This is a genomic window from Streptomyces parvus (assembly GCF_032121415.1).
Lineage (GTDB): Bacteria > Actinomycetota > Actinomycetes > Streptomycetales > Streptomycetaceae > Streptomyces > Streptomyces globisporus_A.
Map to the genome: position 1 here is coordinate 1,246,423 of NZ_CP135079.1, position 16,673 is coordinate 1,263,095.

At 71.2% G+C, this 16,673-nt stretch carries 19 protein-coding genes; 9 read left to right on the forward strand and 10 right to left on the reverse strand.

Annotated features, from left to right (window positions below; all coding sequences use genetic code 11):
* Positions 1-28 precede the first annotated feature (28 nt).
* Complete coding sequence (gene tyrS / locus RNL97_RS06695; protein ID WP_030586393.1) at positions 29-1,300, forward strand: tyrosine--tRNA ligase; 1,272 nt, start codon at positions 29-31, stop codon at positions 1,298-1,300.
* Positions 1,301-1,392: 92 nt separating this feature from the next.
* On the opposite strand, the gene RNL97_RS06700 is transcribed toward tyrS, so the two are convergent.
* Positions 1,393-1,671 (reverse strand): GlsB/YeaQ/YmgE family stress response membrane protein, encoded by a 279-nt coding sequence (locus tag RNL97_RS06700; RefSeq protein ID WP_030586396.1) that lies wholly within the window; start codon positions 1,669-1,671, stop codon positions 1,393-1,395.
* A 202-nt stretch (positions 1,672-1,873) separates the two neighbouring features.
* Here RNL97_RS06700 and RNL97_RS06705 point away from each other — a divergent pair, with 202 nt between their 5' ends.
* Both RNL97_RS06705 and RNL97_RS06710 read left to right on the forward strand, forming a co-directional pair.
* On the forward strand, positions 1,874-2,251 hold the full coding sequence (locus RNL97_RS06705; RefSeq protein ID WP_243313672.1) for a DUF3099 domain-containing protein: 378 nt from the start codon (positions 1,874-1,876) through the stop codon (positions 2,249-2,251).
* 240 nt (positions 2,252-2,491) lie between these two features.
* Positions 2,492-2,749 carry a hypothetical protein gene (locus RNL97_RS06710; RefSeq protein ID WP_313750474.1) on the forward strand — a complete coding sequence of 86 codons (258 nt, stop codon included), beginning with the start codon at positions 2,492-2,494 and terminating at the stop codon, positions 2,747-2,749.
* 29 nt (positions 2,750-2,778) lie between these two features.
* Here RNL97_RS06710 and moaA read toward each other — a convergent pair whose 3' ends face one another.
* From moaA to RNL97_RS06725, 3 genes are all read right to left on the reverse strand, one after another.
* Positions 2,779-3,768 carry a GTP 3',8-cyclase MoaA gene (gene moaA, locus RNL97_RS06715; RefSeq protein ID WP_218924459.1) on the reverse strand — a complete coding sequence of 330 codons (990 nt, stop codon included), beginning with the start codon at positions 3,766-3,768 and terminating at the stop codon, positions 2,779-2,781.
* 240 nt (positions 3,769-4,008) lie between these two features.
* Entirely contained in the window at positions 4,009-5,652 is a 1,644-nt protein-coding gene (locus RNL97_RS06720; RefSeq protein WP_030586410.1) for a solute symporter family protein, read from the reverse strand.
* A complete protein-coding gene (locus tag RNL97_RS06725; RefSeq protein WP_030586412.1) occupies positions 5,649-6,014 on the reverse strand; it encodes a DUF485 domain-containing protein in 366 nt (121 codons plus the stop codon). The genes RNL97_RS06720 and RNL97_RS06725 overlap by 4 nt, the downstream gene beginning before the upstream one ends.
* Positions 6,015-6,359: 345 nt before the next feature.
* Here RNL97_RS06725 and RNL97_RS06730 point away from each other — a divergent pair, with 345 nt between their 5' ends.
* Positions 6,360-7,898, forward strand: coding sequence for a S8 family peptidase (locus RNL97_RS06730; RefSeq protein ID WP_313750475.1), 1,539 nt, complete (start codon positions 6,360-6,362; stop codon positions 7,896-7,898).
* A gap of 69 nt (positions 7,899-7,967) precedes the next feature.
* Here the strand turns inward: RNL97_RS06730 and RNL97_RS06735 are convergent, their stop codons facing one another.
* Together RNL97_RS06735 and RNL97_RS06740 are read right to left on the reverse strand one after the other, a co-directional pair.
* Entirely contained in the window at positions 7,968-8,681 is a 714-nt protein-coding gene (locus tag RNL97_RS06735; RefSeq protein WP_030586418.1) for a lysoplasmalogenase, read from the reverse strand.
* The gene (locus tag RNL97_RS06740) at positions 8,678-9,646 is read right to left on the reverse strand and encodes a sterol desaturase family protein (protein WP_243313676.1); all 969 of its coding nucleotides are present in this window, start codon (positions 9,644-9,646) and stop codon (positions 8,678-8,680) included. The genes RNL97_RS06735 and RNL97_RS06740 overlap by 4 nt, the downstream gene beginning before the upstream one ends.
* 355 nt (positions 9,647-10,001) lie before the next feature.
* Here RNL97_RS06740 and RNL97_RS06745 point away from each other — a divergent pair, with 355 nt between their 5' ends.
* From RNL97_RS06745 to RNL97_RS06765, 5 genes are all read left to right on the forward strand, one after another.
* On the forward strand, positions 10,002-11,033 hold the full coding sequence (locus RNL97_RS06745) for a DEDDh family exonuclease (protein WP_030586424.1): 1,032 nt from the start codon (positions 10,002-10,004) through the stop codon (positions 11,031-11,033).
* Positions 11,034-11,096: 63 nt separating this feature from the next.
* Entirely contained in the window at positions 11,097-11,330 is a 234-nt protein-coding gene (locus RNL97_RS06750; RefSeq protein WP_007459448.1) for a hypothetical protein, read from the forward strand.
* 78 nt (positions 11,331-11,408) lie between these two features.
* On the forward strand, positions 11,409-12,212 hold the full coding sequence (locus tag RNL97_RS06755) for an SURF1 family cytochrome oxidase biogenesis protein (protein WP_030586428.1): 804 nt from the start codon (positions 11,409-11,411) through the stop codon (positions 12,210-12,212).
* Between the two features lie 68 nt (positions 12,213-12,280).
* Positions 12,281-14,074: a glycoside hydrolase family 15 protein gene (locus RNL97_RS06760; RefSeq protein ID WP_030586431.1), complete on the forward strand. Its 1,794-nt coding sequence runs from the start codon at positions 12,281-12,283 to the stop codon at positions 14,072-14,074.
* A gap of 4 nt (positions 14,075-14,078) precedes the next feature.
* On the forward strand, positions 14,079-14,834 hold the full coding sequence (locus tag RNL97_RS06765) for an SDR family oxidoreductase (protein WP_030586434.1): 756 nt from the start codon (positions 14,079-14,081) through the stop codon (positions 14,832-14,834).
* A gap of 32 nt (positions 14,835-14,866) precedes the next feature.
* On the opposite strand, the gene amaP is transcribed toward RNL97_RS06765, so the two are convergent.
* Genes amaP through RNL97_RS06785 form a run of 4 tightly spaced genes read right to left on the reverse strand, consistent with a single transcriptional unit; the run spans position 14,867 to position 16,669 of the window.
* Positions 14,867-15,445, reverse strand: a complete 579-nt coding sequence (gene amaP, locus RNL97_RS06770) for an alkaline shock response membrane anchor protein AmaP (RefSeq protein WP_030586437.1) — start codon at positions 15,443-15,445, stop codon at positions 14,867-14,869.
* Between the two features lie 5 nt (positions 15,446-15,450).
* Positions 15,451-16,134 carry a DUF6286 domain-containing protein gene (locus tag RNL97_RS06775; RefSeq protein WP_030586440.1) on the reverse strand — a complete coding sequence of 228 codons (684 nt, stop codon included), beginning with the start codon at positions 16,132-16,134 and terminating at the stop codon, positions 15,451-15,453.
* Positions 16,131-16,481: an Asp23/Gls24 family envelope stress response protein gene (locus RNL97_RS06780; protein WP_030586443.1), complete on the reverse strand. Its 351-nt coding sequence runs from the start codon at positions 16,479-16,481 to the stop codon at positions 16,131-16,133. The genes RNL97_RS06775 and RNL97_RS06780 overlap by 4 nt, the downstream gene beginning before the upstream one ends.
* Entirely contained in the window at positions 16,478-16,669 is a 192-nt protein-coding gene (locus tag RNL97_RS06785; protein WP_006123598.1) for a hypothetical protein, read from the reverse strand. Before RNL97_RS06785 ends, RNL97_RS06780 begins: the two co-directional genes overlap by 4 nt.
* Positions 16,670-16,673 lie beyond the last annotated feature (4 nt).

A 16,673-nucleotide genomic window follows, 5' to 3' on the forward strand; every position in this document is an offset into this window, starting at 1 on the left:
TCTACCATCGCTAAGGAGCACCGGAACCGTGACGGACATCGTCGACGAGCTGAAGTGGCGCGGGCTGTTCGCCCAGTCCACTGACGAGGACGCATTGCGCAAGGCTCTCGCGGACGGTCCCGTCACCTTCTATTGCGGCTTCGACCCGACCGCGGCCAGCCTGCACGTGGGGCACCTGGTGCAGGTGCTCACCATGCGGCGGCTCCAGCAGGCCGGGCTCAAGCCGCTGGCGCTGGTCGGCGGGGCCACGGGGCAGATCGGTGACCCGCGGCCCACCGCCGAGCGCACGCTGAACGACCCGGAGACCATCGCCGCCTGGGTGCAGCGGCTGCGGGGGCAGATCGAGCCCTTCCTCACCTTCGAGGGCCCGAACGCGGCGACGATGGTCAACAACCTGGACTGGACCGCGGGTATGTCCGCGATCGAGTTCCTGCGGGACATCGGCAAGCACTTCCGGGTCAACAAGATGCTCGCCAAGGACTCGGTCGCCCGCCGACTGGAGTCGCAGGAGGGCATCAGCTACACCGAGTTCAGCTACCAGCTGCTCCAGGGCATGGACTTCCTGGAGCTGTACCGCCGGCACGGCTGCACCCTTCAGCAGGGCGGCAGCGACCAGTGGGGCAACCTCACCGCGGGCATCGACCTGATCCACCGGCTGGAGCCGGGGGCGGTCGTGCACGCGCTGGCGACGCCGCTGATGACGAAGGCGGACGGGACGAAGTTCGGCAAGTCCGAGAGCGGCGCCGTCTGGCTCGACCCGGAGATGACGACGCCGTACGCGTTCTACCAGTTCTGGCTGAACGTGGACGACCGGGACGTCTCCCGCTACCTGCGCATCCTCAGCTTCAGGAGCCGTGAGGAGCTGGAGGAGCTGGAGAAGCTGACCGAGGAGCGCCCGCAGGCGCGCAACGCGCAGCGGGCGCTGGCCGAGGAGCTGACGACGCTGGTGCACGGCGGTGCGCAGTGCGCGGCCGTGATCGCGGCGTCGAAGGCGCTGTTCGGCCAGGGCGACCTGGCCGAGCTGGACGAGGCGACGCTGAGCGCGGCCCTGTCCGAGGTGCCGCACGCCACCGTCGCCGAGCTGGGCCCGCTGGTCGACCTGCTGGTGGAGGTCGGCCTCGCGCCGAGCAAGTCGGGTGCCCGCCGTACGGTCAAGGAGGGCGGCGCCTACGTGAACAACGTGAAGGTCGTCGACGGCGAGGTCGCGCCGGACGCCGGGGAGCTGCTGCACGGGCGCTGGCTGGTGCTGCGCCGAGGCAAGAAGAACCTGGCGGCCGTGGAGGTCAGCCCGACGGGCTGACCTCTCCCGCCGCCCTCCCGCTCAGCACGAAGCCGCGGCCGGACACGCGAGGAAAGCGTGTCCGGCCGCGGCGTCGGTGGAGCGGTGACCGGTCAGGTTCTCTGACGGCGGCCGCCCCGGATCTTCTGCCAGGCCATGTCGCCGACGGCGACGACCGCCACGGCGCCCGCCAGCTGGAGCACATGGCGGATCCAGTCGATGCCCTTGGTGTCCTCGACACCGATCCAGCCCGCCACGGCGTTGCCGAGGATGCTGCCGAGGATGCCGAACACGGCCGTCAGCCAGAGCGGGATGTCCTGCTTGCCCGGCAGGATCGCTCTGGCGATGACACCGAGCACCAATCCCACGATGATTGCCCACAACCAGCTCATTTCGCCTCCTCGTACGGCGCGGAGTGCGCGTCCGCCCAGTCTCGTCCCGCCGTCCGGGCGTCCGCATGCCCGGTTGGGCCGTTCGGGGGACCCCGGGTCTCACCCGCCGGGCGGGCCCCGGTCGCCTGCCCGGCGGATACCGGGCGTACCGTGGATGCGGCCCGGTCCGTGAGGGTCCGGCGACGACATCTGGTGGTGGAGCATGCTGCGGAAGAACGCGGATTCGGAGGTCATCCGGATCACGGGCGCCCGTCAGGGGCTGACGGAAGACGTCCGCGGCCGGCAGCGACGCTATGTGATCTCGATGTCGGTGCGCACGGTGTCGGTGGTGCTGGCCGCGGTGCTGTGGAACGTGGAGCGGCATGTGGCGATCGTGGCGCTCGCGCTCGGCGTCCTGCTGCCGTACGTGGCGGTGGTCATCGCCAACGCGGGCCGGGAGAACGCGACTTCGCTGCCGACGACATTCGTGCCGATGCCGATGCGCCCGGCTCTGGAGACCGCTCCGGTGGCCGGTTCGGCGGAGTCGGGGGACGCGCAGGGGGCGTCCGGCCGCGTTCCGCCGTCGCATGAGCCCGGCTGAGCCCCCACGTCGCGCGAAGCTCAGGAAAGCTCACATCAATCATGACGTTCCGGTGCACCGCACCCGGGTCCCCGTGACATACTTCGAAAGCGCTCCGCATCCCCCGTCGGAGCGATGGACCGACGCCGGGCAGCTCCCCCCGTGGCTGCTCGGCGTCGCCTTTTCTCCGGCAGGGGATGCGTCAGAGGGCTTGCGATCCAGCTGACTCGGCTCGCGAGTACCTGTTCTAGGCTGGGACCCGTGATTTTCCCCGAGACGTCCGCCGAGAGTCCTTCCGGTGCCCCGCTCTGTTCCGCCAAGGGCTGCCGGTCCGCCGCCGTGTGGGTGCTCGCCTGGAACAACCCGAAGCTGCACCCGCCCGAGCGGCGCAAGACCTGGCTGGCCTGCGACGAGCACCGGGAGCACCTGTCCTCGTTCCTCGACGTACGGGGTTTCCTCAAGGATGTCGTGGCGCTGAAGGACTGGGATCCCGGGCCCGAGGGCTCGCCGGACGCCTGAGCATCAGCTCTCGTCGGGAGACCTCGGCGTCAGCCGCCGATCGCCGACATCGGGCGGTCGGGCTGCAGGAAGGACGGGTCGTCCAGTCCGGAGCCCGCCTTCTTGCCCCACATCGCCGTTCGCCAGAGCTGGGCGATCTCCTCGTCCGGCGCGTCCCCGCGCAGTGCCCCGCGCAGATCCGTCTCCTCCCGGGCGAAGAGGCAGGTGCGGACCTGGCCGTCGGCGGTGAGCCGCGTACGGTCGCAGGCCCGGCAGAACGGGCGGGTGACGGAGGCGATCACGCCGACGCGGTGCGGGCCGCCGTCGACGGTCCAGCGCTCGGCGGGGGCGGAGCCGCGGGACGCGTCGCTCTCGGGGGTGAGGGTGAAGCGGGTGCGCAGGGAGGTGAGGATGTCCCCGGCGGTGATCATGCCGTCGCGCTTCCAGCCGTGCTGGGCGTCGAGCGGCATCTGCTCGATGAAGCGGAGCTCGTAGTCGTGGGCCACGGCCCAGGCGAGCAGCTCGGGGGCCTCGTCGTCGTTGAGTCCCGGCATCAGGACGGAGTTGACCTTCACCGGGGTGAGCCCGGCCTCGTGGGCGGCCTCCAGGCCGTCCAGCACGTCCCTGTGGCGGTCACGGCGGGTGAGGGTCTTGAAGACGTCGGGCCGCAGGGTGTCCAGCGAGACGTTGACCCGGTCGAGACCCGCGGCCTTGAGGGCGGTGGCGGTCCGCTTGAGTCCGATGCCGTTGGTCGTGAGGGACATGCGGGGGCGGGGGGTGAGCGCGGCGCACTGCTCGACGATGGAGACGAGGCCGGGGCGCAGCAGCGGCTCGCCGCCGGTGAAGCGGACCTCGGTGATGCCGAGCGAGGTGACGGCGATCCGGATCAGGCGCACGATCTCGTCGTCGGAGAGCAGCTCGCTCTTGCCGAGCCACTGAAGGCCCTCCTCCGGCATGCAGTAGGTGCAGCGCAGATTGCACTTGTCGGTGAGTGACACACGTAGGTCGGTGGCGACCCGGTCGTAGGTGTCGATGAGCACGGTGGGTCCCTCCCCCGGTGGTCCGCGGTGGTGCGGTCGCTCTTCTCGTTCTCTGCTGCTTCCGAGCCTACGTGAGACATGTGACAACGGCGTGGCCCGTTTGCCACGAGGTGCGGCCGGGCCGCGTCGTAGGACTCTACGACGCGGCCCGGCCGCAGGTGGCGGGTGAAGCCTCGAAGGAGGCCCGACCCGGTGTGGCCTGGGGTGGCCCGGTGCGCTCCCGGTGGACGCGAGGTGTGCTCAGTGGGCTCCGACGCCGGTGAGGGACTTGACCTCCAGTTCGGCGTACTTGTCCGTGTCGGCCTTCTCCTTGGAGAGCAGCGAGCCGACCCAGCCGAGCAGGAAGCCGAGCGGGATCGAGATCAGGCCGGGGTTCTCCAGCGGGAACCAGGCGAAGTCGACGTCCGGGAACATCGAGCTCGGCTTGGAGGAGACGACCGGCGAGAACAGCACCAGCAGGACGGACGAGGCGAGGCCGCCGTAGATGGACCAGAGGGCCCCCTGCGTGGTGAAGCGCTTCCAGAAGAGGCTGTAGAGGATCGTCGGCAGGTTGGCGGAGGCCGCGACCGCGAAGGCCAGGGCGACGAGTCCGGCGACGTTCAGGTCGCGGGCGAGTGCGCCGAGCGCGATGGAGACGATGCCGATCGCGACGGTGGCCCAGCGCGCCGCGCGGACCTCCTCCTTCTCGGTGGCCTGCCCCTTGCGGATGACGTTGGCGTAGATGTCGTGCGCGAAGGACGAGGAGGAGGCGAGGGTGAGTCCGGCGACGACGGCCAGGATGGTGGCGAAGGCGACCGCGGAGATGACCGCGAGGAGGATGGCGCCGCCGGTGGACCCGGAGCCGCCGCCGATCTCCAGTGCGGCCAGGGGCGCCGCGGTGTTGCCGGCCTTGTTGGAGGCGATGATGTCGTCCGGCTTGAGGATCGCGGCGGCGCCGAAGCCGAGCACGATCGTCATCAGGTAGAAGGCGCCGATGATGCCGATCGCCCAGTTCACGGACTTACGGGCGGCCTTGGCGGTGGGCACGGTGTAGAAGCGGATCAGGATGTGCGGCAGGCCGGCGGTGCCGAGGACCAGGGCGATGCCGAGCGAGATGAAGTCCAGCTTCGAGACGCCGGTGGCGCCGTACTTCAGACCGGGCTCCAGGAAGGCCGCGCCCTTGCCGCTGTTGCTGGCGGCGGTGCCGAGCAGGTCGGAGATGTTGAAGTTGAACTTCAGCAGGATCAGGAAGGTGATGAGCAGGGTGCCCGCGATCAGCAGGACGGCCTTGACCATCTGCACCCAGGTGGTGCCCTTCATGCCGCCGATGGTGACGTAGAGGATCATGAGGATGCCGACCAGGGCGACGATGACGATCTTCCCGAAGTCGCTGGTGATGCCGAGCAGCAGCGAGACGAGGACGCCGGCTCCGGCCATCTGGGCCAGCAGGTAGAAGATCGAGACGACGATCGTGGACGTACCGGCGGCGGTGCGGACCGGGCGCTGGCGCATCCGGTAGGCGAGGACGTCGCCCATCGTGTAGCGGCCGGAGTTGCGCAGCGGTTCGGCGACCAGGAGCAGGGCGACGAGCCAGGCGACGAGGAAGCCGATGGAGTACAGGAAGCCGTCGTACCCGAAGAGGGCGATGGCTCCGGCGATGCCGAGGAAGGACGCGGCGGACATGTAGTCGCCGGAGACCGCGAGTCCGTTCTGGAATCCGGTGAACTGGCGGCCGCCCGCGTAGAAGTCGGAGGCGCTCTTGGTCTGGCGGCCCGCCCACACGGTGATGAAGAGCGTGGCGACGACGAACGCGGCGAACAGCGTGATGATCAGCGGCCGGTGCTCGCTCGCCCCCTCGGTGGCGGCGAGCTGGACGGTGGGATAGAGGGCGTGGGCGGCGCTCATACGTCGGCCTCCATACGGGACTTGATCGCCTCGGCCTTGGGGTCGAGCTTGCTCGCGGCGTGCCGGGAGTAGAGCCAGGCGATGAGGAAGGTGGTGGCGAACTGGGCGAGTCCGAGGACGAGCGCCATGTTGATGTTGCCGACGACCTTGGTGGCCATGAATCCGCCCGCGTAGTTGCAGAGCAGGACGTAGAGCAGGTACCAGGTCACAAAGGCGATGGTCAGGGGGAAGGCGAAGGAACGGTGGGAGCGGCGCAGCTCGGCGAAGTCCGGGCTCGACTGCACCGCGACGAACGCCTCGGTGGTGGGCTGTACGGGCCCGGTGGGCGATGTGCCCTCGGGGGGCGGTGCATCGGTAGCCACGGAATCTCCTCGCGACGCGGGTGCGGTGATCTGGGGGACGTTGGGTGTCAAGGAGGCCTCTCTACCGGCGGGGGACGGTGATGTACCTCCTGGACAACGGCACGGAGGGCGCGACGAAGCGGTTCACCGCGTCTTTCGCCGTCTCGTTCGCCTTACCGGAGGGGTGGCCGTAGGGCCGGTTGGCGGGGCGTCACCCGTTCGCATTCGGCCGCATCGGTCACTCTTCGAACTCACTTGCCCGTAAACGTTGATGTGCCGGGATGATCAGCGATAGCTTCACTCGTCATGTACGCGACCGAACACGCCAGGTGTCCGGTCGTTCGGCACGGATGATGTGGAGAACCCATGGCTCATCTGGCATCCAGACGGACCCGCGCACTCGCGGTGCCCGTCGGACTCGCGCTGACCGCCTCGCTCGGCTTCCTGCCGACGGCGACGGCCACGGCGGCGCCCACCGGCGAGCAGGCCGCGGCGAGCGTGCGGACCGACGGGCCGAAGCTGTCCTACGTGGTCAACGTCCGTGGCGGCCACGGCACGGTGAAGGACGTCAAGAAGGCGATCGCCAAGGCCGGCGGCACCGTCGTCATCGCCTATGAGCAGATCGGCGTCATCGTCGTCCACTCGCAGAACCCGGCCTTCGGCGAAACGATCCGCCGCGCACGGGGCGTGGAGTCGGCGGGCGCCACCCGCACGAACCCGATCGTGCCGCAGGCCACGAAGGACATGGGCTCGATAGCCGAGCCGCTCACGGCCGAGCAGGCGGCGGCCGCCGCCGCGGACGCGAAGGCCGGCGAGGACCCGCTGGAGCCGCTCCAGTGGTCGCTGCCCGCGATCAAGGCGGACAAGGCGCACCAGAAGTCGCTGGGCTCGAAGAAGGTGACGGTCGCCGTCATCGACACGGGCGTCGACGACACCCACCCGGACCTGGCCCCGAACTTCGACGAGCGCGCCTCGGCGAACTGCGTGACGGGCGCTCCGGACACCACCGCCGGCTCCTGGCGTCCGGCGGCGGGCGAGAGCGACCACGGCACGCATGTGGCGGGCACCGTCGCCGCCGCGAAGAACGGCGTCGGTGTCACCGGTGTCGCCCCGGGCGTGAAGGTGTCGGGCATCAAGGTGTCGAACCCGGACGGGTTCTTCTACACCGAGGCCGTCGTCTGCGGGTTCCTCTGGGCCGCCGAGCGCGGTGTCGAGGTGACCAACAACAGCTATTACACCGACCCGTGGCTGTTCAACTGCAAGAACGACGCCGACCAGGGCGCCCTGGTCGACGCGCTCACCCGCGCCGTGAAGTACGCGGAGCGCAAGGGCACGGTCAACGTCGCGGCGGCGGGCAACTCCCGCCACGACCTGGCGGTCGACGCGATCGAGGACACGACCAGCCCGAACGACTCCGAGACGGTCACGCGGACGATCGACCCGAGCGCCTGCCCGGACATCCCGACCATGCTGCCGGGCGTCGTGACGGTCTCCGCGACGGGTGCGAAGGGCCTGAAGTCCTCGTACTCGAACTACGGCAAGGGCATCATCGACGTGGCGGCCCCGGGCGGTGACTCGACGGTCTACCAGACCCCCGAGCCGCCCGCCGTCAACGGCCTGATCCTCTCCACGCTGCCGGGCGGCAAGTTCGGCTACAAGGCCGGTACGTCGATGGCGTCCCCGCATGTCGCGGGCGTCGTGGCGCTGATCAAGTCGAAGCACCCCCACGCTTCGCCGGCGGCGGTCAAGGCGCTGCTGACGGTGGAGGCGGACGCGAAGGCGTGCGGCGAGCCGTACGACATCAACGGTGACGGCGTCATCGACGCGGTCTGCGAGGGCGGCAAGAGCTACAACGGCTTCTACGGGGCCGGAGTGGTGGACGCGCTGGACGCGGTGCGCTGGTAACGGCACGTCGCGGTACGGCCGAGGGCCCGGGGAGATCGTTCTCCCCGGGCCCTCGGGCGTGCGCCGGGATCATGCCCCCGGTGTGTGCTTCGTCAGCACCCCGAGGGCCAGCAGGGCCTGGGCGGCGATGTAGGTGAGCATCACCCAGAAGTCGGGGGCGGGCGCCTGCGGCCACTCGGCGATGCCGGTGGCGATGAGGGCGTCCGAGAGCAGGAAGAGCGCACCGCCGACCGCCGCGTACGGTCCGAACACGCCCGCCCGCCAGGCCATGGCGGTGAGCAGCAGGCTGTATCCGGTGAGCGGGATCCGCAGGTCCGCCGGGAGGTCCGGCCAGATCAGCACGAGGAAGACGACGAGGACGGCGGCGTACCCGGCCCCCGTGGCCAGGCCGGCCGGGGAGCGGCCGACGCCTCGGCTCCGCCCCTCCCCCCGCCCGAACAGCGTCAGGTAGCAGACATGGCCGACGGCGAACGACCCCATGCCGACCAGGAAGGCCAGGTCGTGGTCGGCGAGCAGGAAGACATCACCGCCCCACCCGAACAGCAGGGCCGCCACGAGCAGTCGGGGTGCGCAGCGCAGCGCAGCGTACCCGGCGAGCAGCGGCATCAGCAGCGGCTTGGCGACCAGGTGGACGGTCCCGGCCCCGGCGAGGAGCCCGGCGAGGTCGGCCGCGGCGACGAGGAGGAAGGCGAGGAGCACGGGGCGGGCGAAGCGCTCGGCCCGTCGGCCGGGACCGGCACCGGTGGTTCCGGCGGGGCCGGGGCGGGCGGCGGTGGCGCTCACAGGGCGCGTTCCGGGGCGGAGGCCTGCGGGGACAGGCTCTCCGGCACGAACGTGGCGGGCGCGGCGGGCGTGAGAGGCGTGGCGGACGGCGCGGGCGTGGGGGTCGGGGCGGCCGTGTCAGCCCCCGCCTTCGAGGCCGGCTGCCAGCCCGGCCCGCGGAAGACCCGGCCGGCCCGCTCGCTCCAGGTGTCGGCGGCCCGGACGTCCCGGGCGATGGCGGCGTACTCGTGGGTGGCGACGCGCAGCGGGTTGTAGGTGGAGATGTTCTTGGTGAGCCCGTAGACGGGCCGCTCGACCTCCGCCGCGAAGGACCCGAACAGGCGGTCCCAGATGATCAGGATGCCGCCGTAGTTGCGGTCCAGGTAGCCGCCCTGCGAAGCGTGGTGGACGCGGTGGTGGGAGGGCGTGTTGAGGACGTACTCGAAGGGGCGCGGAAGCTTGCCGACCCGCTCGGTGTGTACCCAGAACTGGTAGACGAGGTTGGCCGACTGGCAGAACGCGAGCGCCGCCGGGTGCACGCCGCAGGCGATCAGCGGCAGGTAGAACGGCCAGACGGTCGCGGAGGTCCAGGGCTGGCGCAGTGCGGTGGTGAGGTTGAACTTCTCGCTCGAGTGGTGGACCACATGGCAGGCCCACAGGATCCGGATCACATGGTGGCCGCGGTGGGACCAGTAGTAGAAGAAGTCCTGGGCGAGGAGCATCAGCAGGACGGTCCACCACACCACGGGCACCCGCAGCGGCGTCAGTTCGTAGACCCCCATGTAGATCGCGAGGACGGGAATCTTCCACAGCAGATCGAAGCCCAGGCTGCCGAGCCCCATGGTGACGCTGGTGGCGGCGTCCTTGGTCTCGTATCCGGCCGCGTCCTCGTCCGGATGGAGGCGGTAGCTGACCATCTCGATCACGGCGAGCAGCACGAAGGCCGGTATCGACCACAGCACGACATCGGGCAGGTTCGGCTCCATGCGAGCACCGTAGGGCCGTCGGTCGGTGAGGGCTAGGGGTTGTTACCCACAAGTATGCGAGACCTGCTGTCAGCAGTCTTTGGCACCTTCTGCCAAGAGACGGCGTCACAGGATCTGCCGGACAGGCTCCAGGGGCGGAACGCGCGTTTCCGTTACGGCAGTTGCCCTGTTACGGCTGGCCACCCAGGTGGCCGCGGCGGCGGCCCTCAGGCGGGGCGCGGGCCTGGTCCCGGACCCGGAGCGGCCGCGCGCCGAACTCCTCCCGCCCGAGCGCCTCGTCCGCCTCCCCCGACGACGGGATCACGTCACCGTGACCCGCCGGATGGGGCACTGTCAGTCGCGGCCCGTATTGTCTGTGACCATGCTCGACGACCGCCAGACAGCCGCACCGTGGCCGACCGCCTACCCCCAGGGGTACGCGGTCGTCGACGTGGAGACCACCGGCCTCGCCCGCGACGACCGGATAATCTCCGCCGCCGTCTACCGGCTGGACGCGCTGGGCAACGTCGAGGACCACTGGTACACGCTGGTCAACCCGGAGCGCGACCCCGGGCCCGTCTGGATCCATGGGCTGACCAGCGATGTGCTCGAAGGGGCTCCGCTCTTTCCCGACGTGGCCGAGGAGTTGTCCGCGCGGCTCGCGGACCGCGTGCTCGTGGCGCACAACGCGGCGTTCGACTGGTCGATGATCGCCCGGGAGTACGCCCGGGCCTCCGTGGTCGCCCCGGTCGAGCACCGGCTGTGCACGATCGCGCTGGCCAAGGAGTTGCGGCTGCCGCTGCCCAATCACAAGCTGGCCTCCCTCGCCGCGCACTTCGGGGTCGTCCAGCAGCAGGCCCACCACGCCCTGGACGACGCCCGGGTGCTGGCCGAGGCGTTCCGGCCGAGTCTGCACGCGGCGGCCCGGGGCGGGGTGCGGCTGCCGTTGCTGGAGTGCCGGCCGCTGACCGAGTGGTCCGACTCCCCCGTCACCCCGCGCGTCGGATATCAGACCTCGCGGCAGCCGAACAGCTGGCGGCCCTCCCGCAAGCGGCCGGCCTGCCCGTATCCCAATCCGGGGCGTTACGAGAAGGAGAAGCCGCTCAAGCAGGGGATGCGGGTCGCCTTCTCCGGGGACACCTCGATCGACCGGGAACTGCTGGAGGACCGGGCGATCGAGGCCGGGCTCCATGTGGCGACCAGCGTGTCGCGGCTGACCAGTCTGCTGGTGACCAACGATCCGGACGCGGCCACCTCCAAGACACAGAAGGCCAAGTCCTTCGGCACGCCGATCCTGGAGGAGAGCGCCTTCACCCATCTGCTGCGCGATGTGGCCCCCGCCGACGGGGCCGTACTGCCGCAGCAGGCTTCCCCGCCGCCACCGGAAGCGACCCCGTCATCGGAGTGAACCGGGCGCGACTCGCCCGGCAGCCGCTCGCCCGGGGCCGTCCGGCGTCCCACCCTGTGGCGCATGGCACGTTGTGAGGTTTGCGGAAACGACTACGGCATGTCCTTCGAGGTGCACGCACAAGGTGCGGTGCACGTCTTCGACTGCTTCTCCTGCGCCATCCACCGCATGGCGCCGATCTGCGAGCACTGCCGGGTCCAGGTGATCGGGCAGGGCGTCGAGGTCGACGGGCACTGGTACTGCGGCGCCCACTGCGCCCGTGCGGAAGGGAAGGCGGGCATCGTGGACAAAGTATGACGGACCGCCTCATTGTCTGGCTTGCCGGGCAGCACCCCTGAGTGCCGCACCCCATGACCCCGGTTGTACGGTCATGGGGTGTACCGCTTCCTGTTGACCCGGCAGTGGGTGATCCTCACCCTGCTCGGCCTCGCGCTGATCCCGACGATGATCGAGCTGGGTTTCTGGCAGTTCCACAAGCACGAGCACCGGGTCGAGCAGAACAAGCTGATCTCGCGGAACCTCGACGCCCAGCCGGTCCCGGTCACCGACCTCACCTCAGCCGGGCACACCGTCCCCCGCTCGGACTACTGGCGGACGGTCACCGCGACGGGCACGTTCGACACCGAGCACGAGGTGGTCGTCCGTCGCCGGACCTCGGACGACGACCGCATCGGCGTACACGTCCTGACCCCGCTGGACCTCAAGGACGGCGGCACGGTGCTGGTCAACCGGGGCTGGGTCCCGGCCGCGCCGAACCAGACCGCCTTCCCCGACGTGCCGCCCGCGCCGCGGGACGAAGTGACCGTCACCGGCCGTCTGAAGGCGGACGAGACGACCGGCAGCAGCGGCATCAAGGACCTGGCGGGACTGCCGGACCGGCAGGTGATGCTGATCAACAGCGAGCAGCAGTCCCAGCTGCTGTCCCGGAAGGTCCTCGGCGGATACATCGAGCAGACCGAGCCCGTGCCGTCGGGTGATCTGCCCGAGCAGATCGCCCGCCCCGACGACAGCTCGATCGGCCCGCACATGGCCTACGCCGTCCAGTGGTGGCTGTTCGTCGCCGCCGTCCCGGTCGGCTGGATCGTCCTCGTACGCCGGGAGAAGCGCGACCGCGAGGAGGCCGCGGCCGAGAACGCGACGGCCGACGCCCCGGAGCAGCCCGAACCGGCGAGCGCCTGAGACGCGCTCCACACCCTTCGGGCCATAAGAGCTGGTTGACAACGGTCCGGTCCGGGAAAGCGCCTGGCGTGACCCCACGCATCGAGGACTACGCCCTGATCGGCGATCTCCAGACCGCCGCGCTCGTCGGCAGGAACGGTTCCGTCGACTGGCTCTGTCTGCCCCGCTTCGATTCCGGCGCCTGCTTCGCCGCCCTGCTCGGCACCGAGGAGAACGGCCACTGGCGCATCGCGCCCAAGGGAGCGGGCCCCTCGGACACCTGCACCCGGCGCGCGTATGTGAAGGACTCCCTGGTCCTGGAGACGTACTGGGAGACGCGGAGCGGCACGGTGAAGGTCATCGACTTCATGCCGCAGCGCGACAAGGCGCCGGACCTGATGCGGATCGTCGAGGGCGTCAGCGGGACCGTCGACATGAGTTCGGTGCTGCGGCTGCGCTTCGACTTCGGGTCCGTGGTGCCCTGGGTGCGCAAGTCCCACGGCCACCGGGTCGCCGTCGCGGGGCCCGACTCCGTGTGGCTGCGCAGCGAGCCGCCGGTCAAGACGTGGGGCCAGCAGTTCAGCACCTGCTCCTCGTTCACCGTCGCCGAGGGCGAGAGCGTGTCGTTCGTGCTGACCTGGCACCCCTCGCACTCACCGCGCCCGAAGCTGATCGACCCGCACAAGGCGCTGGGGCACACGCTGCACGACTGGGCGAAGTGGACCGAGCGGTGCACGTACGAGGGGCCCTACCGCGACGCGGTGCTGCGTTCGCTGATCACGCTCAAGGCGCTGACGTACGCCCCGACCGGCGGGATCGTGGCGGCCCCGACCACCTCGTTGCCGGAGGAGATCGGCGGCGTACGGAACTGGGACTACCGCTTCTGCTGGCTGCGGGACGCCACGCTGGCCCTCGGGGCGATGGTCTCGGCCGGCTATCTGGAGGAGGCTGAGGCGTGGCGGGACTGGCTGCTGCGGGCCGTCGCCGGGGACCCGGCCGACCTCCAGATCATGTACGGGCTGGCGGGCGAGCGCCGGCTCCCCGAGATGGAGCTGCCCTGGCTCGCCGGGTACGAGCACTCCCGTCCGGTGCGGATCGGGAACGCGGCCGTGCGGCAGCGTCAGCTCGATGTGTACGGCGAGGTCATCGACGCGCTCCGGCTCGCCCGCGTCGCCGGGCTCGACGACAAGCCGCACGCCTGGAACCTCCAGCTCAGCCTGCTCGGCTTCCTGGAGTCGAGCTGGCGCGAGCCGGACGAGGGGCTGTGGGAGATCCGCGGCGCGCGGCGGCACTTCGTGCACTCCAAGGTGATGGCCTGGGTCGCCGCCGACCGGGCGGTGCGCTCGCTGGAGGAGAACCCGGAGCTGCCCGGCGACGCCGACCGGTGGCGGGCGATGCGGGACGCCGTGCACGCCGAGGTCTGCGAGAAGGGGTACGACCCCGAGCGGAACACCTTCACCCAGTCCTACGGGTCGCGGGAGCTGGACGCCGCGACACTGCTCATCGTGCGGACCGGGTTCCTGCCGCCGGACGACCCCCGGGTGATCGGCACGGTCGACGCGGTCCGCGACGAGCTGGGCAGTGACGGGCTGGTCCGGCGCTACAGCACGGAGGGTGTCTCCGTGGACGGACTGCCCGGCGACGAGGGGGCCTTCCTCGCCTGCTCGTTCTGGCTGGTGGACGCGTTGCGGCGGATCGGGAGGCCGGACGAGGCGCGGGAGCTGTTCGAGCATCTGCTGCAGCTGCGCAACGACATGGGGCTGCTGGCGGAGGAGTACGACGTGGCGGCGGGGCGGCAGCTCGGCAACTTCCCGCAGGCCTTCAGCCATATCGGACTGGTGAACTCCGCTGTCGACCTGGCCGGGGACGACCCGGCAGGATAGGGCCATGGATCTTGGATTGAAGGACCGCGTCTACATCGTCACCGGAGCGACCCGGGGCCTCGGCAACGCCACGGCCCGGGCGCTGGCCGCCGACGGAGCGAAGGTGATCATCACCGGCCGGGACGAGAAGTCCGTCGAGGAGGCCGCCGCCGAGCTGGGCGGGGGCGTGCTGGGGCTCGCCGCCGACAACGCCGACCCGAGCGCCGCCCAGCGCCTGGTGGACACGGCGCGGGAACGTTTCGGGCGGCTCGACGGCATCCTCGTCAGCGTCGGCGGACCCGCCCCCGGCTTCCTCGCCGACAACACGGACGACCAGTGGCAGACGGCGTTCGAGACGGTGTTCCTGGGGGCGGTGCGGCTGGCCCGGACGGCGGCGGCCGCGCTCGGCGAGGGCGGTGTGATCGGCTTCGTGCTCTCCGGGTCGGTCCATGAGCCGATCGCGGGGCTGACCATCTCCAACGGGCTGCGTCCCGGTCTCGCCGGTTTCGCCAAGTCGCTCGCCGACGAGCTGGGCCCGCGCGGCATCCGGGTGGTGGGCGTGCTGCCCGCCCGGATCGACACCGACCGGGTCCGGGAGCTGGACGCGCTGTCCGGCGACGCCGAGGCCGCCCGCACCGCGAACGAGGCGCGGATCCCGCTGCGGCGCTACGGGACGCCGGAGGAGTTCGGGAAGACCGCGGCCTTCCTGCTCTCCCCCGCCGCCTCGTACCTCACGGGCGTCATGGTCCCGGTCGACGGCGGGTACCGGCACGGCTTCTGAGCCCCGCCTCCCGCCCGTACGCCCAGGGACCGTCAGGACACCCGTTCCGCGCGGTGCTTGACGGCCTTGAGGCGTACCTCGGCGGGAAGCTCGTCCAGACCGGCCGATTCGCGTGCGTGCGCCAGCGCCCCGTCGGCGACCGCCTTCAGCGTCCCGAGCGGCGCGGCGTGCGGCTCCATCAGCAGCCGGAGCCGGGACCGGGGCGCGGTGCGGCGGCCGGTCAGCATCGCCTGGGCGCGGGCCACTCCGTCCAGTTCGCCCGCCTCCGCGGCGAGCACACCCTCCAGGGCCCGGCCCCTCAGCTGGGCCCCTTCGCCGTCGCCGCTGTCCACCAGGACCTCGGTGAGCCGGCCGCGGCGGAACTGGGCGAGGAACCACCACAGGGTGAGGACCACGAGGACGGCGAGGATGGCGATCACGGTCGGCCACCACCAGCCCTCGTCACGCCAGCGGTGCCGGTCGGCCACGCTGAGCAGGACGTCGTTCTCGCCGTCCCAGGGCCACCAGGAGGGTACGGACACGCCGAGGCCGGTGGCGAGCACGGCGCCGCCCACGACGACCAGCACCAGCCCGGCCAGGGCCAGCAGGACCCGGTTGACGGTGGAGCGCATACGGCTCATCCCTTCTTCGCCGGTCGGTGCACCTGGACGGAGAGGGCCGGCGGCTTGGCCAGGCCCAGTTCCCGGACGGCCTCCTCCAGCACGGCGTCCAGGTCGGTCCGCACGTCGTCGAGCTCCCGGAAGTGCGAGAGCGCCCGCACCTTCGCCTTCCGCCGCCCCATCCTGACCCGTACGGACTGCACGCCGGACACCTCCACGGCCCGGTCCCGCAGCACCAGGGCCGCGGCGGTGCGGTCGAGTCCGGCCCGGACGTCGGCGCGGTCGCGGCGCATCGGCAGCAGGTCGCGCAGTCCGGGCGTGAGGGCCAGCAGGACCAGCCAGAGGCCGATCGCCGCGGCCGCCCCGGCTCCGATGAGCACGGGGGTGTCGTGCAGGCGCTGTTCGGCCAGGCCGTCGGCGAGGGAGCGCCGCCACTGCATGGCCGGATGATCGGCCCGTACGGCGGCGATGTCGTAGAGGAGCAGGCCGGCCGCGCCGAGGAGCACGAGCGCCAGCAGGGCGGCCGGGACCCGGCGCGCGGACCAGAAGCGGCCGGCCCGGCCGTCGCCCTGCTCCAGGGTGGGGACCGGTTCGCGGGCGTCGGCCGGCGCGTCCGGGGCGGGGGTGTGCGCGTCGTTGCCGCTCGGTTCCACGGTGGGCATCCGCCGGGTGGAGCCGGTCGGTTCGCCGGGTTCGGTCATCGGATCCTCCCGTGTGCGGCGTTCGCTCCGGCGGGGTGCAGCCGTTCGACCTGGACGGCCACTTCGGGCACCTCCATGCCGGCCAGCGCCTTGACCCGCTGGGCGACCCGTCGGCGTACGGCACCGCACTGGCCGCCGATGTCGCTGGGGTAGCCGAGCTCCAGGCTGACCCGGACCCGGGCGGTGTCGCGGTGCACGGTGACCGTGGCACGCGGCGACGCCCCGTCCGCGGGCGGTTCCTCGACCGCTTCCTTCGCCGCCTGGGCGGCGATCTTGGCGACGACACGGTCGGCGATCCGGGTCTCGCCCCGTGCGGCGGCGGCGACCCGGCCGGTCACCGCCGTCACCGTCGCCGGTCGCCGCGCTCGCGACTCCGGAAGAAGTCGCCGGGCTCCAGGTCACCGTCCAGGAAGCGGCCGGCGATGAAGCCGATCGCGCCCAGGGCGGCCACCAGGACGAAGGCTCCGAAGCCGCCGAAATATCCGGCGAACCCGAGCGCCATGCCGGCCAACAGACCGGCGACAGCCATGCTCATCGTG

Excerpts from the sequence above, each read along its gene's own strand:
- RNL97_RS06700 (WP_030586396.1), bottom strand. The coding sequence starts at position 1,671 with ATGAGCTGGTTGTGGGCAATCATCGTGGGATTGGTGCTCGGTGTCATC.
- RNL97_RS06705 (WP_243313672.1), top strand. The coding sequence starts at position 1,874 with ATGCTGCGGAAGAACGCGGATTCGGAGGTCATCCGGATCACGGGCGCC.
- RNL97_RS06720 (WP_030586410.1), bottom strand. The coding sequence starts at position 5,652 with ATGAGCGCCGCCCACGCCCTCTATCCCACCGTCCAGCTCGCCGCCACC.
- RNL97_RS06730 (WP_313750475.1), top strand. The coding sequence starts at position 6,360 with ATGGCTCATCTGGCATCCAGACGGACCCGCGCACTCGCGGTGCCCGTC.
- RNL97_RS06740 (WP_243313676.1), bottom strand. The coding sequence starts at position 9,646 with ATGGAGCCGAACCTGCCCGATGTCGTGCTGTGGTCGATACCGGCCTTC.
- RNL97_RS06750 (WP_007459448.1), top strand. The coding sequence starts at position 11,097 with ATGGCACGTTGTGAGGTTTGCGGAAACGACTACGGCATGTCCTTCGAG.
- RNL97_RS06765 (WP_030586434.1), top strand. The coding sequence starts at position 14,079 with ATGGATCTTGGATTGAAGGACCGCGTCTACATCGTCACCGGAGCGACC.
- amaP (WP_030586437.1), bottom strand. The coding sequence starts at position 15,445 with ATGCGCTCCACCGTCAACCGGGTCCTGCTGGCCCTGGCCGGGCTGGTG.
- RNL97_RS06775 (WP_030586440.1), bottom strand. The coding sequence starts at position 16,134 with ATGACCGAACCCGGCGAACCGACCGGCTCCACCCGGCGGATGCCCACC.
- RNL97_RS06785 (WP_006123598.1), bottom strand. The coding sequence starts at position 16,669 with ATGAGCATGGCTGTCGCCGGTCTGTTGGCCGGCATGGCGCTCGGGTTC.